Genomic DNA, 19,298 nt, shown 5'->3' with positions numbered 1-19,298 from the left:
AAGTAAAATTAACGGTTTTTATTTCATAAGGAGATACTATGGAGTTTCTTGAACTTTTATTAGTTTTAATCGCCTTGATACTGATTATCAAAAAACCAGAAAAAGAAAATTTGGCTTTTGGTTTAGTAATGGTAGCTTGGCTTTTAATGGTTTTTTTCTATGTTGGCCACAAAACAGGCGCACTATTAACAATAATGAATCTGTAAGGGAGGGCTAAATGAACGAAATCAATAAAACAAAAAATTTCTACACACTAATGTGTTTAGCAGGCTTTTTGATCATACTCTTACCTGTAGGTATTGCAAATTTTGTATTTGGTTATATGTTGGGTGATAGTCCCTGCACACTTTGCTGGGGACAAAGAGAAGCAATGATCTTTATCGGTGTGATGGCGCTTTTCATTGTTCGTTATGGTATGAAAGGTAAATACCTTGCTGCTCTTTTAATCATGACAGCAGTAGGCCTTTATCAATCTTTTGCTCACTATGGCAATCACGCTCATAGAGATTTAGATCAAGGTTTTGGTTTAGCAGTTTTTGGTATCCATACTTATTTTTGGGCTGAAGTGGTATTTTGGGCTGTTGTATTGCTTTTAGGTGTGATTTTTGCTTTTGCTCCTAAATTTAATGCTTTTGAAGCAGAATTAAATGGAGAAAAATTTAGAAAATATACGAAATTTTCTCTCGCAGCTGTAGTTATCAGTGCGATTGTAGTAGCTTCAAATGTTTTCCAAGCTTTTGTAAGCACAGGAATTCCTCCTTATGTGGGACAAGGCGATCCTGTAAGATTTAGCTTAAATCCAAAATACATCATTTGGAGTAAAGAAGGTTGGAATGGTTTATGGCAAAATATTTCTTTCTTAGGAAAGCGCGATGTTAAAGCTCCTGATTATGCTTTTGCACCTGCAAGTGAAAAACTTGGCATAAAATTTGATAATGATATCAACAATGCTCCATTTGCAAAAATCAATGATGAGCTTAAAATCACAAATGAACAAACTATAAATTTTGACAAAGCCATCAATACTCTTGATTATATCAACAATGAATTTGTAGCAAGCTCTAAATGGGATGTGGCTTTCTTAGATAATAATTTTAGCGTTAAAGAAGGTTTTGAGCTTGATCCTTATTTTTCAGCTTCTATTGATCCAATTATTGGCATCATACCTTATATGAACGATAAATTCATTCTTATGGGCTCAAACAAATCTTTCTTAAGATTTGCAAAAAATCCTAATGCAAGTGAAGAAGATATCGCTAAACAATACGCTGATTTTGTAAAAGGTAATGATAAATTTAAAGGCCAAGGCGAAGGTTTAGGTCGTGGAAGACTTGATACTGTAAGAGCAAAATTTAACCATGTAGCAAGCATGACTACAGATGGAAATTATCTTTATCTTGCAACTGTTCCAAACAACAAAGACGCTAAAACTTTTGTAATCTCTAAAATTTCTTTAAAAGATCGTGTTCTTTCAGGAGAATTTACTCCAAAAGCAAATCTTAAAGAAGGTAAAACTTTAGGCGATCTTTATGTAACTTCTATGACTTTTAAAGATGGAGAAATTTATGCACTAAGCAAAAATCACAATGTGATTGCCGTAATTGATCCAGTTAAGGAAGAAGTAGTAAAAACTATCGCTTTCCCAAGCTCTATCACTAATGCTAGAAGCATTTTCTTTAAAGATGGAAAAATCAACATTCTTTCTTATCAAGATGGAGCAAACAAGCTTTATACTCTAAACTAAGCTTTAAGTCCTAGTGAAAACTAGGACTTATATTTGATCTTATCTTTAAACCCTGCTTTTTCAAAACCTCTTAAACGAAGCAAACAACTATCGCACTCCCCACATGCTTCATCTTCACTCTCATAACAAGACCAAGTAAGTTCTAAAGGTACATTTTCTTTTAAGGCTAGTTCTACAATTTTAGCTTTGTTCAGTCTAACAAGCGGAGTTTTTATACAAACTTTGAAATTCTTACTCGCACCTTCATTGATAAATTCTTGTGCCTTTTGTATAAACTCATCAGTACAGTCAGGATAACCACTGCCATCTTCTTCTACCACCCCTATAAAAATACTCTCACAATTTTCCTTTTCAGCCAAAGATCCTGCTATGCTTAAGAAAATTCCATTGCGAAAAGGCACATAGGTGATAGGTGGGGTATCGCTTATGCAAAGCTCATTTTTAGGAATGTCTATACTTTTATCGGTTAAGGCATTACCCCCTATATCTTTGATAAAAGTCACATCTAAAATATAAGATTTTTCTACTTTTAAAGCCTTGCAAATTTGCTTAAAACATTCTCTTTCTTTCTCTTGAGTGCGTTGTTCATAATCAAAATGCAAAGCGATGATTTCATAACCTTCTTTTTTGGCTAGATAAGCACACAAAGTACTATCCATACCGCCACTTATGATACAAAGTGCTTTTTTACTCATTTTTATCCTTAAATTTGCTATAATTTCGCAATTTTAACGAAAATTTTTAAATTTAAATTGCAAAAAAGGCAAAAGCATGATAAACATAAAACTCATAGAACACATTTTTAAAGCCGCTTCTATCAGTCGTTGGAATGATTATCCAAGAATGGCAAATTTGGTTGAGCTTGACAAACAAGCTCATAAATTCATCATCGCATATTTTATTGCTAAAATGGAAAAAGATGTGGATATGAGAGTGATTATAGAAGGGGGAATTTTTGAGTTTTTAAGTCGTGTGGTAGTAACCGATATACGCCCTGATGTGTATCATGAAATCGTGCGTCAAAAAAAAGCTGAAGTTAATGCTTGGGTTTTAAGCAAAATCGAACCTATGATAGAAGATATAGAAGAAGGAGAGTTTTTAAAGCGTTTTGAAGCGTATTTAAACGGCAATGCTTACGCTAAAGAAAGGCTTATCTTAAAAGCAGCTTCGTATTTTGCTACAAGATGGGAATTTAACATAGTTTATCAAACCTCAGCTTTTTTAAATGATATTGATGAGATTAAAAACAAAGTTGAAGAAGAATTAGAAGATTACTATGAGCTTATAGGAGCTAGAAAAATCGCTTTAAATCAAAAAATAGCCAAAATCATCGATCTTAGCGGAAGACTTCGCTTTCAAAAGCGTTGGGCTCAAACTCCACGCATACCAGAAACTGCGGTTTTAGGACATATGCTTGTGGTGGCGATTTTGGGATATTTTTACTCACTAAAAATCAAGGCTTGCGATAAAAGACTTGAGAATAATTTTTATTGTGCTTTGTTTCATGATTTGCCAGAGTCTTTAACGCGTGATATTATCAGCCCTGTAAAATACGGTATTGATGGGCTTCATGATATCATAAATGATTATGAAATGAAACTTATTAATGAAAGAATTTTACCCTTCGTTCCTGAGGGTTTAAGGGCTGAGTTTTCTTATATTTTAGGTATTAGAGAAGGTAGAAACGATGAGTCAAATTTTGTAAAAAATGAGTTTGAAAATCGCACTTATAAAAATGCTAAAATAGAGCTTTGTAGCGGAAGTTTAAGTTCTTTTAATGAAAATGAATTTGGTGCTATAGATGGTAAGGCGCTTAAATACTGCGATAAAATTGCTGCTTATATAGAAGCAGGACTTAGTATAAGCTATGGTGTAAAGTCTAAAGAACTTGAAAGTGGTTTTTTAGGAATGTATGAGTTTTTTAAAGAAAATCCTACTATAGATGGGGTGAATTTTTTTGAAATTTGTGAAAGTTTAAGAGAGTATTTTAAAATTTAAATAAGATTTTTATACTCCTATTTTCAATATGTTTTAAATAAAAATATTATAAATTCAAATTTTATTTTGTATAAAACATAAAGGAGTTATTATGAAAAAATACTTTCAAAAGCGCTATACTTTAGCCTTTTTTATAGGTATATTAGCGGGTATTTTCGGAGCTATTGTTAAATGGGGTTGGGAAGTACCTTTTCCTCCAAGAAATCCCAATATTTTTTGGCCAGCAGATGCTTTAGAACGTGTTACTCCACCTAAAATTTTTCTAGAACAACTAGGCTTACCTACTGATTGGACTTATATGTTTTCAGGTATGCAAATGCCTTTGTCAATTTTTATAGTGCATGTCGGTTTTTCTATTGTTTTTGGAGTAGCTTATTGTATGATAGCGGAAAAATGGCACCGTATTACTATGTGGCAAGGTGCAGTTTTTGGATTTTTTGTTTATCTTTTTGCCCATGTTATTGTAATGCCTTTAATTGCAGAAGTTCCACCACTTTCTGAAATTCCTTTTGATGAACACCTGTCTGAAATTTTTGGCCATATTGTTTGGCTGTGGGGTATGGAAATAGTTCGTAGAGATATAAGAAATCGTATAACTAAAGAAATAGAAGAATGAAAGGTTTCCTTTCATTCCATATCTAAAACTGCACCTTTACTAGCATTGCTAACAAGTTTTTGATACATTCTAAGCCATCTTGAAGGCACTTCTTTTTGAGGTAATACAAATTCTTTTTTGCGTTTAGCGATTTCTTCTTCGCTTAAATTTGCATGGATGGTATAAGCATCTACATCAATTTCTATTTCATCTCCATCTTTTAAAAGTCCTATAAGACCACCTTCAGCTGCTTCAGGGGAAATATGACCCACGCTTAAACCCCTTGTAGCCCCGCTAAAACGACCATCGGTGATTAAAGCCACATCAGCACCCAAACCCATACCCATTAAAAGTGAAGTAGGACTTAACATTTCTTGCATACCAGGGCCACCTTTTGGACCTTCATAGCGTATCACACAAACATTTCCTTTTTGCACCTTGCCTTTGATAATGCCTTTTATAGCTTCATCTTGAGAGTTAAAACAAACAGCTTTGCCTTTAAATTTTCTTTTTCCAACTATTCCTGCGGTTTTTATAACACAACCTTGCTCAGCTAAATTTCCAAACAAAATAGCAAGTCCACCTACTTTTGAGTAAGCATTATCTACTCTACGAATGATATTTTCATCTTTGATTTTGGCATTTTTTAAGCGTTCTTTGAGACTTTCTCCTGTGATAGTCAGTGCATCAAGTTCTAAAATATGTCCTTGTCTGCTTGAAATTTCAGCCATAACTGCACTCACACCTCCTGCTTTGTGGATATCATCCATATAAACACTATTTAGCGATGGGGCTATTTTTGCTATGTGTGCAACTTTGCTTGAGATGAAATTTAAATCTTTAATATCTAGTGCTACCCCTGCTTCACGTGAAATGGCAAGCATGTGTAAAACAGTATTGCTACTTCCACCCATTGCCATATCTACTACCATAGCATTACGCACGGCTTTTTGAGTGATGATATTGCGAATTTTAAAACGCTCATCTAAGGCGATTTCACAAATACGACGCGCTGCTTTTCTTAAAAGCTCTTCTCTTTCTTTGCTTAAAGCTAAAATGGTTCCATTACCTTCTAGTGCTATACCCATAGCTTCGCATAAGGTATTCATGGAATTTGCCGTAAACATTCCCGAGCAAGATCCACCACTTGGACAGGCTGAACATTCTATGTCTTTAAATTCTTCTTCGCTAATTTTTTTGGCTTCATAAGCCCCTACAGCTTCAAAAACAGAGCTAAGACTGATCTTTTCTCCTTTTTTGGTTACTCCTGAAGCCATAGGCCCACCACTTACAAAAATGGTTGGAACATTAACCCTTAAAGCTCCCATTAACATACCAGGAGTGATTTTATCGCAGTTTGGGATACAGATTAAAGCATCAAGTTGATGAGCATTCATCACTGTTTCAATGGAATTTGCGATAATTTCACGACTTGGTAAAGAATAAAGCATACCTTCATGCCCCATAGCTATACCATCATCTACACCTATGGTATTAAACTCAAAAGGCACACAACCATTTTTGCGTATCTCATCTTTAATGATTTTAGCATAATCATTTAAAAAATAATGCCCTGGGATTATGTCTATATAGCTATTTGCTACACCTATAAAAGGTTTGTCAAAATCTTCATCTTTCAAACCACAAGCACGAAGTAAAGAACGATTAGGTGCTTTTAAATGTCCTTTTTTTATCGCATCGCTTCTCATTGTAACTCCTGATAATAATTTTTTAAAATTATATTTAGCAAAGCTTAATTTTTGTGAAATTTATTTTGATATACATTTTCATAAATGATAAAAATTATTAATTGACAAAAATATTTTTTTATAATACAATGCTTTTTGATAATCAAAAAGGAGTCAAAATGAGACAATATGAAACCTATAAATGCCAAAAATGTGGCAATGAAGTAGAAGTTCAAAATGTAGGCGGTGGTAAACTTAGTTGTTGTGGTGAAGAAATGAAATGTATCACTACAGATTTAACTGCAGTAAATTTGATGAAAGCTTTTGCAGGCGAATCTATGGCAAGAAACAAATACGATTTGTTTGCTGATGTAGCTGAAGAAGAAGGTTGGCACGCGGTTGCTAGACATTTTAGAGAAGCAGCTGAAAATGAAAAATGGCATGCAAGAGCAGAATTTAAAGCTTATCATGAAATCGTTGATGGCAAACCTTTAGAGGTAACTACAAAAAATCTAGTAAGTGCTGCAGAAGGTGAAAACTATGAGCACACAACTATGTATCCAAATTTTGCAAAAATTGCTGAAGATGAAGGCAAAAAGGCTATAGCGAGATTATTTACAGCTATTGGTAAAGTAGAGATAGAACACGAAAGAGAATATCTAGCACTTAAAAAAATGCTTGAAGAAGAAGAATTTTTTAATAGCGAAGTAGAAGAATTATGGGTTTGTGAAGTATGTGGACATATACATCGTGGCAAAAAAGCTCCAGCAGCCTGTCCTTTATGTAAAGCACCAAAAGAGTATTTTAAACGCGAATTTTTGGGTTAAGTTAAGAAATTCTTATCCTTTTTAAGATAATATTACAATTATTTTTTAATAAAAGGATAATAAAATGAAAAAATTACTATTTTTATTTTTTGCTTTAACGGCTTTTCTCTTTGGTGCTGTAAATATCAACACTGCAACGCTAAAAGAATTAAAAAGTTTAAATGGTATTGGCGAAGCTAAGGCTAAAGCAATTTTAGAATACCGCAAAGAAGCAAATTTTACAAGTATTGATGATCTTAAAAAAGTTAAAGGCATAGGTGATAAGCTTTTTGAAAAAATCAAAAATGATATCATAGTAGAATAAAAGGGCATTTTTGCCCTTCTTTTTAGAAAAATTTGAAAACTTTATTTGACACAAAAGAACTTTTAAACGAATTTGACATAAATTTAATTGGTATTGATGAAGCAGGACGCGGTGCTTTGGCAGGTCCTATGATGATGGCAGCTTGCAAACTGAACAAAAAACTTCATGGGTTGTGTGATTCTAAAAAACTAAGCGAAAAAAAACGCGAAGAACTTTATGAAATCATCATCAAAAATTCAAACTATCTCATACTTGCTTTTTCTTCAGAGCAAATCGACGCACTAGGCTTAAGCACTTGTTTAAAAACAGGCTTAAAGCTTATAAAAAAGCATTTTAAAACAGAAAATAACTTCTTATATGATGGAAAGACCAACCTAGGTATAAATGGGATAAAAACACAAATCAAAGCCGATACTAGCATTTTGCAAGTAAGTGCAGCTAGCATACTTGCAAAAGTTAGTAAAGATAGGGTGATGAATTTCTTAGCTAAAGACTTTCCTTGTTATGAATTTGAAAAAAACAAAGCCTATGGCACAAAAGCTCATAAAGAACTTATAGCTAAATTTGGAATTTGCAAACTCCACCGAAAAAGTTTTAAACTTTTATGATTATTTTGCTAAATTTTGATGCAAACTCAAAGCACATTCTATACCATCTTTTATAGCCCAAACAACTAAAGATTGTCCTTTTCTAGCATCTCCACAAGCAAAGATTTTTTTATGAGTGGTTTGGAAATTTTCTGTGCTTATGTTGTTTTTCTCATCTAATTTCACTCCAAAATTTTTAGAGATAGCTTCTTCGCACCCGCTAAAACCCATAGCTAAAAGCACTAAATCCGCTTTATAAGTTTTTTTAGAATTTGAAAATTCGACATTTATAGCTTTGCCTTCTTTAAACTCGCGTTTTAAATCATTTGCTTCAACGCCTTCTACATGAGTTTTTCCTAAAAATTTCTTTGTCATTTTTTGATATTCCCTAGGATCTTTGCCATATACAGCAATGGCTTCTTCTAAACCATAATCAGTAGTAAAAATGTCAGCTTTTAAAGGCCAAGGATTGTTTTGGCTTCTTTGCAAAGGTCTTTTTGGACTTCTTTCAAAACGCACTATAGATTTAGCCCCTTGTCTTGTCGCTACAGCGATACAATCCACACTTGTATCCCCACTTCCTATAACCAAGACATTTTTACCTTTGGCCGTATCTGCACCCTTGCCTGTTTTTAACAAAGTTTTGGTATTTTGCGTTAAAAAATCAAGGGCAAATTCAACCCCTTTTAGCTTTCTACCTTCTATATCAAGATCTATAGGCTTACTTGCTCCTGTACAAAGCACCAAAGCATCAAATTCTTTTAGAAGTTTTGAAACCTTATCTTTGCTGTCTATATTTTCATTCACTTTAAATTCAATCCCGCTTTTTTTAAGCAAATCCACCCGTCTTTGAACTATACTTTTATCAAGCTTCATATCAGGGATGCCATACATCAAAAGTCCGCCTATTTTATCGCTTCTTTCAAAAACACTTACTTTATAACCTAGTGAATTTAAAGTATTAGCACAAGCAAGTCCAGCGGGTCCACTTCCTATGATAGCGATTTTTTTGCCATTGTATTGCTTAGGTTTATTTACTCTTACTAAATTTTCTTTAAAAGCATTTTCTATAATGGATAATTCATTATTTTTGATACTCACACTTGTACCATTTATCGCACACACACAAGAATCCTCACAAGGAGCAGGGCAAACACGACCGGTAAATTCAGGAAAAGGATTAGTAAGTTCAAGTCTTTCATAAGCTTCTTTCCATAAAGAATGATAAATAAGATCGTTCCATTCAGGAATGAGATTGTTTAAAGGACAGCCTATATCTTTTCCTTCGCTCATCACGCCCGTATGACAAAAGGCCACACCACAATCCATACATCGTCCGCCTTGAATTTCTTGTTCTTTCTTGTCTAAAAGCGTTGTAAATTCTTTGTAATTTAAAACCCTTTCCTTAGGGGCAATTTTTTTAAAATCCATTCTTTTAAAGTCTAAAAAACCTCTTGCATTTCCCATTTTTACTCCTTATTTTTGCGTGATTTTCAAAAATGCTGCTAAATTTGGATCTTTTTCATTTTTACAAAGATCAAGCATTTTTAACATCTTTTCATAATCTCTTGGCATGACTTTAAAAAAGTCTTTTTTATCGAATTTTTCTAAAATATCTTTAGCCTTTTTAGAATCTGTATAAGCGATATGTTTTTCTATCACAGCTTTTAATTCTTTTTCATCCTTAGCATTAAGATCTTTAATATCCACAAGCTCGGTATTTACATGAGCTTCATTGTGTCTTCCAAAAATATAAACAACGCCCCCACTCATACCAGCAGCGAAATTCGCACCCACATCTCCAAGAACTACAACTTGCCCACCTGTCATATATTCACAACCATGCACGCCTGTTCCTAAAACCACAGCCAAAGCTCCTGAATTTCTTACACAAAATCTTTCCCCTGCTATACCATCTAAATACACTTCACCCTCAGTTGCTCCATATAAACAAGCATTTCCTGCGATGATATTTTCTTCAGGCGAAAAAGTAGCTTCATTTGAAATTTTTGCTATGATTTTGCCACCACTTAAACCCTTGCCTAAATAATCATTGCTATCGCCTATAATCTCAAGTTTAATGCCCTTTAACAAAAACGCTCCAAAGCTATTACCTGCATTGCCTATAGCTTTGATATGGATACTATCTTCATCTAAAGCATCTTTTCCATAAGTTTTTAAAATTTCACTTGAAAGCATAGTTGCAAAAGTACGACTTTGATTTCCTACTTCTAAAGAAAGTTTGATAGGCTCTTTTTTCTCCACAGCATTTTTACAAAGTGGTAGTAAAATTCTATAATCAATCGTTTTTTCAAGTTTATTGTCTTTATAATCTTTAAAATGCACAGCAGTTCTATTATAAGTAGGCAAGGATTTTAAAATTTTATCTAAATTTAGCTTTCCTGCTTTACCTTGCACACTTTTTTGGCGGAGTTTATCCACACGACCTATCATATCATCTAGGCGTTCAAAACCAAGCCTTGCCATGTATTCTCTAAGCTCCTGGGCTATAAAATACATGAAATTAATCACATCATCTACTTTGCCCTTAAAACGATCTCTAAGTTCTGTATCTTGAGTGGCTATACCAAAAGGACAGGTATTTAGATGACAAACTCTCATCATCGTACAACCTAAAACAATCAAAGGCGCGGTTGCAAAACCAAATTCTTCAGCTCCTAAAAGTGCCGCTATGGCTAAATCACGCCCATTCATAAGCTTTCCATCAGTTTCTAATCTTACCCTATCTCTAAGCTTGTTTAAAATCAAAGTTTGATGTGTTTCAGCCAAACCTAACTCCCAAGGAATTCCTGCATGCGGTATAGAAGTTCTAGGACTTGCACCCGTACCTCCATCATAACCTGAAACAAGGATTAAATTCGCTCCTGCCTTAGCCACACCTGCAGCAACCGTTCCTATGCCATTTTCGCTTACAAGTTTTACTGAAATTTTAGCGTCTTTGTTAGCATTTTTTAAGTCATAAATAAGTTGAGCCAAATCTTCTATAGAATAAATATCATGATGAGGAGGTGGGGAAATAAGCGTTACACCTGCAGTAGAATGTCTAGCCTTAGCTATCCAAGGATAGACTTTAAAGCCCATTAATTGTCCGCCTTCACCTGGTTTTGCGCCTTGAGCGACTTTGATTTGAATTTCTTTTGCATGACTTAAGTAGTTTAAATCCACGCCAAAACGCCCACTTGCTACCTGCTTAATGGCTGAGTTTTTATCCGCACCCTCTTTGATTTCATAGCGTTCTTCATCCTCGCCACCTTCACCTGAATTTGATTTAGCACCTATTTTATTCATAGCTTGTGCTAAACACTCGTGTGCTTCTTTAGAAATAGAACCATAACTCATCGCCCCTGTTCTAAAGCGTTTAACTATACTTTCTACACTTTCAACCTTATCTATACTGATAGCTTCACTAAAATCAAATTCCATCAAAGAACGCAAATTAACTTGTTTTTCATCTACTAAAGCCGAGTATTTTTTAAAGCTTTCATAGTCTTTGTTACGACAGGCTTGCTGAAGATTAAAAATCACAAGCGGATCGATTAAATGTTCTTCTTTAGCACTTCTAAAACCATGAATTCCTTTAGAATCTAAAGCCTTATGTGTATCGTTAAAAGCATGTTTGTGTAAAGCAATGAGTTCTTTTTCAAAATCTTCTAAATCCATACCTTCAATGCGTGAAGTTGTAGAAGTGAAGTATTTATCAATCACCTTAGAGCTTAAGCCCAGACATTCAAAAAGTGCAGAGCCATTATAACTTTGCAAGGTAGAAACTCCCATTTTAGAAGCAATTTTGACTATGCCACTTGAACTTGCCTTGATAAAATTTTCTACCGCCTTTTCATAACTTAAATTTAAATCTTTATTGGCAATGAGTTTTTGTATGCTCTCATAAACCAAATAAGGATTAATAACAGTCGCACCATAGCCTAAAAGACATGCAAAATGATGAATTTCTCTAGGTTCACCACTTTCGATGATAAGACTTGTGTGTGTTCTTAAATTTTTTCTTACTAGATGATTATGCACTCCAGAAACAGCAAGCAAAGCGGGGATATAAGCGTTTTTTTCATCCACTCCTTTATCGCTTAAAATGATAATAGAAACACCTTTTTTAACCTCATCTTCTATCTTAACACAAAGTTCATCTAAAGCCTTTTCTAAAGTTTTTTTAGAATAATCATAAAGTATAGAAAATTCTTTAACTTGAAATTTATTTAAAGCCTTAACTTCAAAAAGTTCTTCATTACTTATCACAGGCAAGGCTATTTTTACACGTTTTGCATTGTTTTCATCGGGTTTTAATAAATTGCCTTCGCTTCCTAGATAAATCCTTGTAGAAGTAACGATCTCTTCTCTTATGGCATCAAGGGGAGGATTAGTTACTTGTGCAAAAAGTTGTTTAAAATAATTATACAAAGGTTGATAAGTTTTAGAAAGTATAGCCAAAGGAGTATCTACACCCATAGCTGCTATAGCTTCTTTACCATTTTGAGCCATAGCAGCCACACTCATTTTAAGCTCATCATAACTCCAACCAAAAGCTTTTTGGAGTTTTAAAACCTCATCTTCTTTTAAAAACTGATGTTTATAAACTCCGCTTTTTTGTTTTTCAAGTTCAACTAAATTTTTAAGCCATTTTTTATAAGGCTTAGCATTAGCATAATGCTCTTTGATTTCATTATCAGCTATAACCCTACCTCTTGCTGTATCAACGAGTAAAAGTTTTCCAGGTTCTAAGCGTTTTTTAGCTTTGATATTTTTTTCATCAAGTTTTAAAGCCCCTGTTTCACTTGAAAGTATGAGCATATCATCTTTTGTAAGATAATACCTTGAAGGACGAAAACCATTTCTATCCAAACTCGCCCCCATAATCACTCCATCAGTAAAAACTATAGCAGCAGGTCCATCCCAAGGCTCCATCAATAAAGAATGATATTCATAAAAAGCACGCTTTTTGCTTTCCATATTTTCATTTTTATGCCAAGGTTCTGGCACCATCATCATAAAAGCTTCTTCTAAAGTGCGACCATTTAGAGCTAAAAATTCTAAAGTATTATCAAACATTGCAGAATCACTGCTAGGCTTAGCTATGATGGGAAAAATTTCATCTAAATTTTCAAAATACTCACTTTGCATCAAACCTTCTCTAGCTCTTATACTATCAACATTTCCGCGTATGGTATTAATCTCTCCATTATGCACCATATAGCGGTTTGGATGTGCTCTTTCCCAACTTGGAAAGGTATTAGTCGAAAAGCGAGAATGCACCAAAGCGATGGCTGATTTCATATTGACATCTTTAAAATCAAGATAAAAATTGCTCAATTGAGTTGAAAGAAGCATTCCTTTATAAACTATGGTACGTGAAGAAAAACTTGAAAAATAAAATTTTGGCACATTAATAGCTCTTTTTTCTATAAGGCGACGCGTACTATAAAGCACTCTTTCAAACTCAAGTCCTGCACTTATTTTACTTGGTTTTTTCACAAAGGCTTGTAAAAAATAAGGCATAGCTTTTAAAGCACTTACACCTATATCGCTAGGATTAAAAGGCACTTCTCTAAAACCTAAAAATTCAAGTTTTTTATCCTTTAAACCTTGTAAAAATATCTCTTTTGCTTCTTCTTTTGCATCAGTATTGGGTGATAAAAACATCTGTGCTACGGCATAATCACCCTTTTTAGGAAGTTCAAAACCCAATTCTTGAGTTTTAAAAAAATCATGTGGAATTTGGATCAAAATCCCCGCCCCATCACCTGAATTTTCTTCAGCTCCTGCACCACCTCGGTGCTCAAGATTCATCAAAATTTCTAAAGCATCACAAATAACCTTATAAGAGGCAATACCGCGTATATTAGCAATTGCAGCGATACCGCAGGCATCATGTTCGTTCTTTGGATGATATAAACCTATGCTTTGATTACTTTCTAGGATATTTTCTAAATCCATTCTGCTCTCCTTATAAGACTGATTTAAATTTTGTTAGCTTTATAAAGGATTATAGCATATATTTTTTTAAAATCGATATAATTTTTATCTTAAAAATAAATAAATTAAAAAATATTTTGATAGATTTGTAAAAATTATAAAAACATGGCGATAATACTACCTAAAATCAATAATGAGCCATTATAAAAAATAAAAGTTGGTATGCAAGTATCTTTAATGTGATCGTGTTGTTTATCAGCATTTAATCCTACAGTAGTTCCCATGGTTGTTTCACTAGCTGGACTTCCTGCATCTCCTAAAGCTCCTGCTACTCCTAAGATAAATATAATAAGTGCTGTACTAAAACCAAGTTCCAAACAAATAGGACAAAAAAGCGTAGCTATGATAGGTATAGTTCCAAAAGAAGTACCTATACCCATAGTGATGATAAGTCCTATTAAAAGCATAAAAAATACTGCTAAAAATTTACTTTGTTCCATCCAAGGAACGACTGAATTTACAAGCTCTACTACTGATCCACTTTCTTTTAAAACTTCTCCATATCCTGCAGCAACAAGGATAACAAAAGCTATAAAACCCATCATTTTAAGCCCATCATCAAAAACTTCATTGACTTTTGAAAATTCAACTCCACCCAAAATAACCATTAAAACAAAACCCAAAAGCCCTGATAAAGGTAAATTCATAGTCAAAATTTGCAAAATTAAAGTTAAAACAAGCCCAGCTAAAACGCCCCATTCCTTACGCGTCATTTCAAGATTTTCTAAATTTACTTTAGCAATTTCTACTTCTTGATACTCTCTTGGCTTACGATAAAACACAAAAAGCGCTAGAAAAAGTCCTGTTATCATACAAATAGCAGCAAAATACATAGTATTTGTAACATCATTTAAAGATACACTTACATTATTTGCATTTAAATTATCTTTTAAAAGATCTTGAAAAGTAAGTCCAAAGCCTACTGGCAAAACCATATAAGGCGTAGTAAGTCCAAAAGTTAAAGCACAAGCAACCGCTCTACGATCGATTTTAAGTTTATTAAAAAGACTTAAAAGAGGTGGAATTAACAAAGGTATAAAAGCCACATGAATAGGAATTAAATTTTGAGAAAAACAAGAAATCAAAGCTATAGACAAAAGCAATAAATATTTTTTATGAGATATAAAATGGCTTACTATCTTAATCAAATATGCAGTTAAATTTGTCTTTGAAATCGCTGCGGCAATGGCCCCTAAGAGTATATAGCTAAGAGCTGTTTTTAAATTTTCCTTCATTCCGCTTATAAGTATATTCATAGTATCTACGAGTTCAAGATGAGAAAATACACCTGCAACAAGAGCTGAAATCAAAAGACTCAAAAGCACATTAAAACGAAACAAACAAAGTAAAGTCATCAAAACAACACTGATAATGATAGGATTAGTAAGTAAAGTCAAAATCATTCCTTAAATAATTTTAAAAATTTAATTGTAGAAAAAACTTAGTTAAAATGTAATAAAAATCGAACATATGATGATTTTATTTAATATGTAAAATTATAAAAATAATTAATTTTTTTAATTTAAATAATTAATATAATTAATTATTTAAATTTTTAAAATTTATAATAAAATAAAAGATTATATAAATATTTAAGGATATTTCAATGAAACAGAACAATCAAAAAGAAAATCGTAGAGACTTTCTAAAAAATATAGGACTTGGTTTATTTGGCATTAGTGTATTGTCAAATTTTTCTTTTGAGAATTTTTTAGGAAGTAAGGCTTTGGCAAAAGAATTACCTGATTTTAAAATAGAAGGTAAAAAAGATCTTATCTATCATGGTGAAAAACCATTAACAGCAGAAACTGAAATTTATGCTCTTGATTCTGATTTTACAAAACCTGAAAATTTCTTTGTTAGAAATAATGGCTTACCACCAAGCCTAGAAACGATAAAAGAAAGACTTCATAAAGGTTGGACTTTAGAAATCGATGGAGAAAGTATTATCAATAAAAAATCTTACACCATAGAAGATTTAAAAAAGAAATTTAAAACCTATACTTATGCCTTAACAGTTGAATGCGGTGGAAATGGTAGATCTGAAGTTATACCTAGCACAAAAGGAACTCAATGGGGTTATGGTGCAGTAGCTTGTGGTAGATGGACAGGAGTGCGTTTAAAAGATATTTTAAAAGATTGTGGCATCAAAAATGATGCGGTGTATATTGGATATTATGGTATAGATACAAAATTAAATGGTGAAGAAACTTCACCTATTAGTAGAGGGGTTCCTATTTCTAAAGCTTTACAAGATGAAACTCTAATAGCTTGGGCTTATGAAGGCAAAGATATTCCTTTAGTCAATGGCTATCCACTTAGACTTGTTTGTGGTGGTTACCCTGCAAGTACAAGCGGTAAATGGCTTTATAAAATTTCAGTAAGAAATAAAATTCATGATGGTGAAAAAATGGAAGGTTCTTATAAAGTTCCTGTAAATCCGGTAAAACCAGGAGATTTTAATTATAAAGGCGAGATGAAAATCATAGAATCAATGCCTATAAGATCTGTAATTACTAATATCAAAAATGGTTCTGAAATAAAAGCAAATAAAAAATTTGAAGTTAGAGGTAAAGCTTGGGCTGGAGAACTTGAAGTTAGTGAAGTTTATATAAGCAATGATTATGGCGTAACATGGACTAAAGCAAAGGTAGAAAAACCATTAAATAGATTAGCATGGCAAAAATGGAGTGCTCAAATATCAATACCAACAAAAGGATATTATGAAATTTGGGCAAGAGCTATCGATAGTCAAGGTAACAGTCAACCTATGGTTTTAGCACAGTGGAATCCAGGAGGATATATCAATAATGCATGCCATAGAGTTAATGTTTATGGAGTTTAAGTATGAAAAAAATTATATTGATCTTAGCATTGTTTTTAAGTGCAAGTTGGGCTCAAAATCTTGAAATTAACCCTGATACAGGATTGATTATCGATCCTGATTCACCTTTAGTGGAAGCAAATTGTTTAGCTTGTCATGGATCCAATCTCATTACCAATATGCACGCAAGTAGAAAAGCTTGGTTAGCAGCTATAAGATGGATGCAAGATAGTGAAGGACTTTGGGAAATAGAACCTGAAGATGAAGAAAAAATTTTAAATTATCTTGAAAAATATTATGGAGAAAAATACGATACAAGAAGAAGAATTCCTCTAGCTATATTCTTACAAAGCAAAACTCATTGAAGAAATCATTTCTTCAATGATAAATTTACACATCCAAATGTTTTACATCTTTAGCGTGTGCTTGAATATAATCGCGTCTTGGTTCAACCTCATCGCCCATAAAGAGATTAAAGGTATCGTTTGCACTTTGTGCATCTTCAATAGTGATTTTTAAAAGTCTTCTTACGCTTGGATCCATTGTGGTTTCCCAAAGTTGCTCAGGATTCATTTCTCCTAAACCTTTATAGCGTTGTATAGTAGCACCTTTTTTAGCATTGGTTTCAACATCTTCAAGAACTTCTAAAATATCTTTATCAAATTCCAAGCCTCTATCTTTAATCTTATCAAAAATATAACTTGCTTCTTCATATAGTGGATGAGTGAAAAGTTCTTCATTGATCACAAGTTCTTCTAGGCCATTTTGAGTTTGAACAAAAGCTCGAATTTCATTTTCGTTGATATAATGATTTAAGATATTGTGTCCTTGTGTTTCTAAAAATTGTTTGATTACACTAAATAATTCTTCATTATTTGCTTTAACTAAATTTGAATTTTCTATCATATAGCGTATCACAGAAATCACATTAAAACGCTTTTCAAGATCTTTTAAAATCGCACGATAAGCTGCAACGATTTTTAAATAATCTTTTAAATCATTCATTCCTATACCTTCATAGTTTAAACCTTCTATTCCCGTTTCTATCAGGTATTCGCTCAAAGCTTTTTCATCTTTTAAATAAATTTGCTTTTTAGCTTTTTTATAAAGATATAAAGGTGGTTGTGCTAGATAAATATGTCCATTTGTTACAAGTTCATTCATAAAACGGAAGAAGAAAGTTAAAAGCAAGGTTTGTATATGAGATCCATCAACATCCGCATCTGTCATGATGATGATTTTATGATATCTAAGTTTTGAAAGATCAAAATCTTCACCTATACCACAGCCAAAAGCGGTAATCATATTTTGAATTTGCTCAGATTTTAAAATTTTATCCAGTCTTGCTTTTTCAACATTTAAAATTTTACCACGCAAAGGCAGTATAGCTTGGAAAGATCTTTCTCTACCTTGTTTTGCAGAACCTCCTGCAGAATCCCCTTCCACAAGATAAATTTCACTTTCACTTGGATCTTTACTTTGACAATCAGCTAATTTCCCTGGTAAAGTTCCTACGCTTAAACTTTCTTTTTTACGCGTTAATTCTCTAGCTTTTTTCGCTGCTTCTCTTCCTCTAGCTGCCATTAAAGCTTTGTTCATTATAGCTTTAGCTTCGATAGGATTTTCTTCAAAATATTTAGTCAAATACTCAAAACTTGCTTTTGAAACTATAGGACGCACATAAGTTGAACCAAGTTTTCCTTTGGTTTGTCCTTCAAATTGTGGTTCAGGCACCTTTACACTTACAACAGCGATCAAACCTTCACGCACATCTTCACCCGTGATTTTATTATCTTTTTCTCTAGCACTTGCATTTGCTTCTATATAGTTACTTATCACACGAGTTAAGCCCATTCTAAAACCAGCTTCATGTGTTCCACCATCTGGAGTTTTGATATTATTTACAAAAGAGAGTAAATTTTCGCTATAAGTATCATTGTAAAGCAAAGCTACTTCAACATTCACATCTTCTTCATCTACGCTAAAGAAAATTGCTTTAGTTAAAGCTTCTTTTTTATTTAAGTCTGTAACAAACTGAGAAATTCCACCTTCAAAGTGAAAACTTTCATGTTTGCCTACGCGGTTATCTTTAAAATTTATAGTGATTTTTGGATTTAAGTATGCAAGTTCACGAAATCTTTTAGCCAAAATTTCATAATCAAATTCAGTCACTTCAAAAATTTGATCATCAGGCCAAAATTCTATAGTTGTTCCTGTCTTTTTACTTTTTCCTATCACACCAAATTCACTGATAACTTTACCTTCTGAAAATTCTTGACGATAAATTTCTCCATTTCTTTCAACTGTAGCTACAAGTTTTTTAGAGAGTGCATTTACAACCGAAACCCCAACACCGTGCAAACCACCTGAAACTTTATAAGTATCTTTATCGAATTTTCCCCCTGCATGAAGGACAGTTAAAACAACGGTTAAAGTTGGCATATTTTCAGTTGGGTGCATATCAACAGGAATACCACGACCATTATCACTAACTATACAGCTTCCTTCAGTAGTGATTTCTACATCTATAGTATTACAATGTCCTGCCATAGCTTCATCGATAGAATTATCCACAACTTCATAAATCATATGATGAAGTCCGCCTATGTTTGTATCTCCTATATACATACCTGGGCGTTTTCTAACAGCTTCTAGACCTTTTAGGACTTTAATATTACTCGCACCGTAATTTTCTTGCATATTTTTCCTTTATCTTTTACTTGTT

The 19,298-nt window shown here is 33.1% G+C and carries 15 protein-coding genes; 9 read left to right on the top strand and 6 right to left on the bottom strand.

Annotated elements, in window-relative coordinates; genetic code table 11:
- Positions 1–38: 38 nt before the first annotated feature.
- Both dba and dsbI read left to right on the top strand, forming a co-directional pair.
- Complete coding sequence (gene dba, locus AJ885_RS01120; RefSeq protein WP_002779270.1) at positions 39–206, top strand: disulfide bond formation protein Dba; 168 nt, start codon at positions 39–41, stop codon at positions 204–206.
- An 11-nt stretch (positions 207–217) separates the two neighbouring features.
- Entirely contained in the window at positions 218–1,744 is a 1,527-nt protein-coding gene (gene dsbI / locus AJ885_RS01115; RefSeq protein ID WP_070209963.1) for a disulfide bond formation protein DsbI, read from the top strand.
- Positions 1,745–1,764: 20 nt separating this feature from the next.
- Here the strand turns inward: dsbI and queC are convergent, their stop codons facing one another.
- Positions 1,765–2,439: a 7-cyano-7-deazaguanine synthase QueC gene (gene queC / locus AJ885_RS01110; RefSeq protein ID WP_070280597.1), complete on the bottom strand. Its 675-nt coding sequence runs from the start codon at positions 2,437–2,439 to the stop codon at positions 1,765–1,767.
- Positions 2,440–2,515: 76 nt separating this feature from the next.
- Here queC and AJ885_RS01105 point away from each other — a divergent pair, with 76 nt between their 5' ends.
- The gene (locus AJ885_RS01105) at positions 2,516–3,742 is read left to right on the top strand and encodes an HD domain-containing protein (RefSeq protein ID WP_002866794.1); all 1,227 of its coding nucleotides are present in this window, start codon (positions 2,516–2,518) and stop codon (positions 3,740–3,742) included.
- Between the two features lie 91 nt (positions 3,743–3,833).
- Positions 3,834–4,358 carry a YagU family protein gene (locus AJ885_RS01100; protein WP_002880648.1) on the top strand — a complete coding sequence of 175 codons (525 nt, stop codon included), beginning with the start codon at positions 3,834–3,836 and terminating at the stop codon, positions 4,356–4,358.
- A gap of 11 nt (positions 4,359–4,369) precedes the next feature.
- On the opposite strand, the gene ilvD is transcribed toward AJ885_RS01100, so the two are convergent.
- Positions 4,370–6,046: a dihydroxy-acid dehydratase gene (gene ilvD / locus AJ885_RS01095; protein WP_052949447.1), complete on the bottom strand. Its 1,677-nt coding sequence runs from the start codon at positions 6,044–6,046 to the stop codon at positions 4,370–4,372.
- Between the two features lie 158 nt (positions 6,047–6,204).
- Between ilvD and AJ885_RS01090 the strand changes: the two genes are divergently transcribed.
- From AJ885_RS01090 to AJ885_RS01080, 3 genes are all read left to right on the top strand, one after another.
- On the top strand, positions 6,205–6,852 hold the full coding sequence (locus AJ885_RS01090) for a ferritin family protein (RefSeq protein ID WP_002855562.1): 648 nt from the start codon (positions 6,205–6,207) through the stop codon (positions 6,850–6,852).
- A 64-nt stretch (positions 6,853–6,916) separates the two neighbouring features.
- Positions 6,917–7,156: a ComEA family DNA-binding protein gene (locus AJ885_RS01085; RefSeq protein WP_044778569.1), complete on the top strand. Its 240-nt coding sequence runs from the start codon at positions 6,917–6,919 to the stop codon at positions 7,154–7,156.
- Between the two features lie 32 nt (positions 7,157–7,188).
- Positions 7,189–7,764, top strand: a complete 576-nt coding sequence (locus AJ885_RS01080) for a ribonuclease HII (RefSeq protein ID WP_044778570.1) — start codon at positions 7,189–7,191, stop codon at positions 7,762–7,764.
- On the opposite strand, the gene AJ885_RS01075 is transcribed toward AJ885_RS01080, so the two are convergent.
- From AJ885_RS01075 to AJ885_RS01065, 3 genes are all read right to left on the bottom strand, one after another.
- Positions 7,765–9,210 carry a glutamate synthase subunit beta gene (locus AJ885_RS01075; RefSeq protein ID WP_044778572.1) on the bottom strand — a complete coding sequence of 482 codons (1,446 nt, stop codon included), beginning with the start codon at positions 9,208–9,210 and terminating at the stop codon, positions 7,765–7,767.
- Between the two features lie 9 nt (positions 9,211–9,219).
- Complete coding sequence (gltB, locus tag AJ885_RS01070; protein WP_070280595.1) at positions 9,220–13,710, bottom strand: glutamate synthase large subunit; 4,491 nt, start codon at positions 13,708–13,710, stop codon at positions 9,220–9,222.
- Between the two features lie 134 nt (positions 13,711–13,844).
- Complete coding sequence (locus tag AJ885_RS01065) at positions 13,845–15,152, bottom strand: Na+/H+ antiporter family protein (protein WP_044779740.1); 1,308 nt, start codon at positions 15,150–15,152, stop codon at positions 13,845–13,847.
- Between the two features lie 203 nt (positions 15,153–15,355).
- Here AJ885_RS01065 and AJ885_RS01060 point away from each other — a divergent pair, with 203 nt between their 5' ends.
- Both AJ885_RS01060 and AJ885_RS01055 read left to right on the top strand, forming a co-directional pair.
- Positions 15,356–16,594, top strand: coding sequence for a sulfite oxidase (locus tag AJ885_RS01060; protein ID WP_070280593.1), 1,239 nt, complete (start codon positions 15,356–15,358; stop codon positions 16,592–16,594).
- A 2-nt stretch (positions 16,595–16,596) separates the two neighbouring features.
- A complete protein-coding gene (locus tag AJ885_RS01055) occupies positions 16,597–16,938 on the top strand; it encodes a monoheme cytochrome C (protein WP_070274248.1) in 342 nt (113 codons plus the stop codon).
- Between the two features lie 25 nt (positions 16,939–16,963).
- On the opposite strand, the gene gyrB is transcribed toward AJ885_RS01055, so the two are convergent.
- Positions 16,964–19,273, bottom strand: coding sequence for a DNA topoisomerase (ATP-hydrolyzing) subunit B (gyrB, locus tag AJ885_RS01050; protein WP_070280591.1), 2,310 nt, complete (start codon positions 19,271–19,273; stop codon positions 16,964–16,966).
- Positions 19,274–19,298: the final 25 nt, after the last annotated feature.

Origin of the sequence: Campylobacter sp. BCW_6464 (assembly GCF_001762775.1) — a bacterium.
GTDB lineage: Bacteria > Campylobacterota > Campylobacteria > Campylobacterales > Campylobacteraceae > Campylobacter_D > Campylobacter_D jejuni.
The sequence above is the reverse complement of the archived record's forward strand: the minus strand, read 5'-3'. Positions and strand labels throughout refer to the sequence as shown.

Excerpts from the sequence above, each read along its gene's own strand:
- dba (WP_002779270.1), top strand. The coding sequence starts at position 39 with ATGGAGTTTCTTGAACTTTTATTAGTTTTAATCGCCTTGATACTGATT.
- dsbI (WP_070209963.1), top strand. The coding sequence starts at position 218 with ATGAACGAAATCAATAAAACAAAAAATTTCTACACACTAATGTGTTTA.
- queC (WP_070280597.1), bottom strand. The coding sequence starts at position 2,439 with ATGAGTAAAAAAGCACTTTGTATCATAAGTGGCGGTATGGATAGTACT.
- AJ885_RS01105 (WP_002866794.1), top strand. The coding sequence starts at position 2,516 with ATGATAAACATAAAACTCATAGAACACATTTTTAAAGCCGCTTCTATC.
- AJ885_RS01100 (WP_002880648.1), top strand. The coding sequence starts at position 3,834 with ATGAAAAAATACTTTCAAAAGCGCTATACTTTAGCCTTTTTTATAGGT.
- ilvD (WP_052949447.1), bottom strand. The coding sequence starts at position 6,046 with ATGAGAAGCGATGCGATAAAAAAAGGACATTTAAAAGCACCTAATCGT.
- AJ885_RS01090 (WP_002855562.1), top strand. The coding sequence starts at position 6,205 with ATGAGACAATATGAAACCTATAAATGCCAAAAATGTGGCAATGAAGTA.
- AJ885_RS01085 (WP_044778569.1), top strand. The coding sequence starts at position 6,917 with ATGAAAAAATTACTATTTTTATTTTTTGCTTTAACGGCTTTTCTCTTT.
- AJ885_RS01075 (WP_044778572.1), bottom strand. The coding sequence starts at position 9,210 with ATGGGAAATGCAAGAGGTTTTTTAGACTTTAAAAGAATGGATTTTAAA.
- gltB (WP_070280595.1), bottom strand. The coding sequence starts at position 13,710 with ATGGATTTAGAAAATATCCTAGAAAGTAATCAAAGCATAGGTTTATAT.
- AJ885_RS01065 (WP_044779740.1), bottom strand. The coding sequence starts at position 15,152 with ATGATTTTGACTTTACTTACTAATCCTATCATTATCAGTGTTGTTTTG.
- AJ885_RS01060 (WP_070280593.1), top strand. The coding sequence starts at position 15,356 with ATGAAACAGAACAATCAAAAAGAAAATCGTAGAGACTTTCTAAAAAAT.
- AJ885_RS01055 (WP_070274248.1), top strand. The coding sequence starts at position 16,597 with ATGAAAAAAATTATATTGATCTTAGCATTGTTTTTAAGTGCAAGTTGG.
- gyrB (WP_070280591.1), bottom strand. The coding sequence starts at position 19,273 with ATGCAAGAAAATTACGGTGCGAGTAATATTAAAGTCCTAAAAGGTCTA.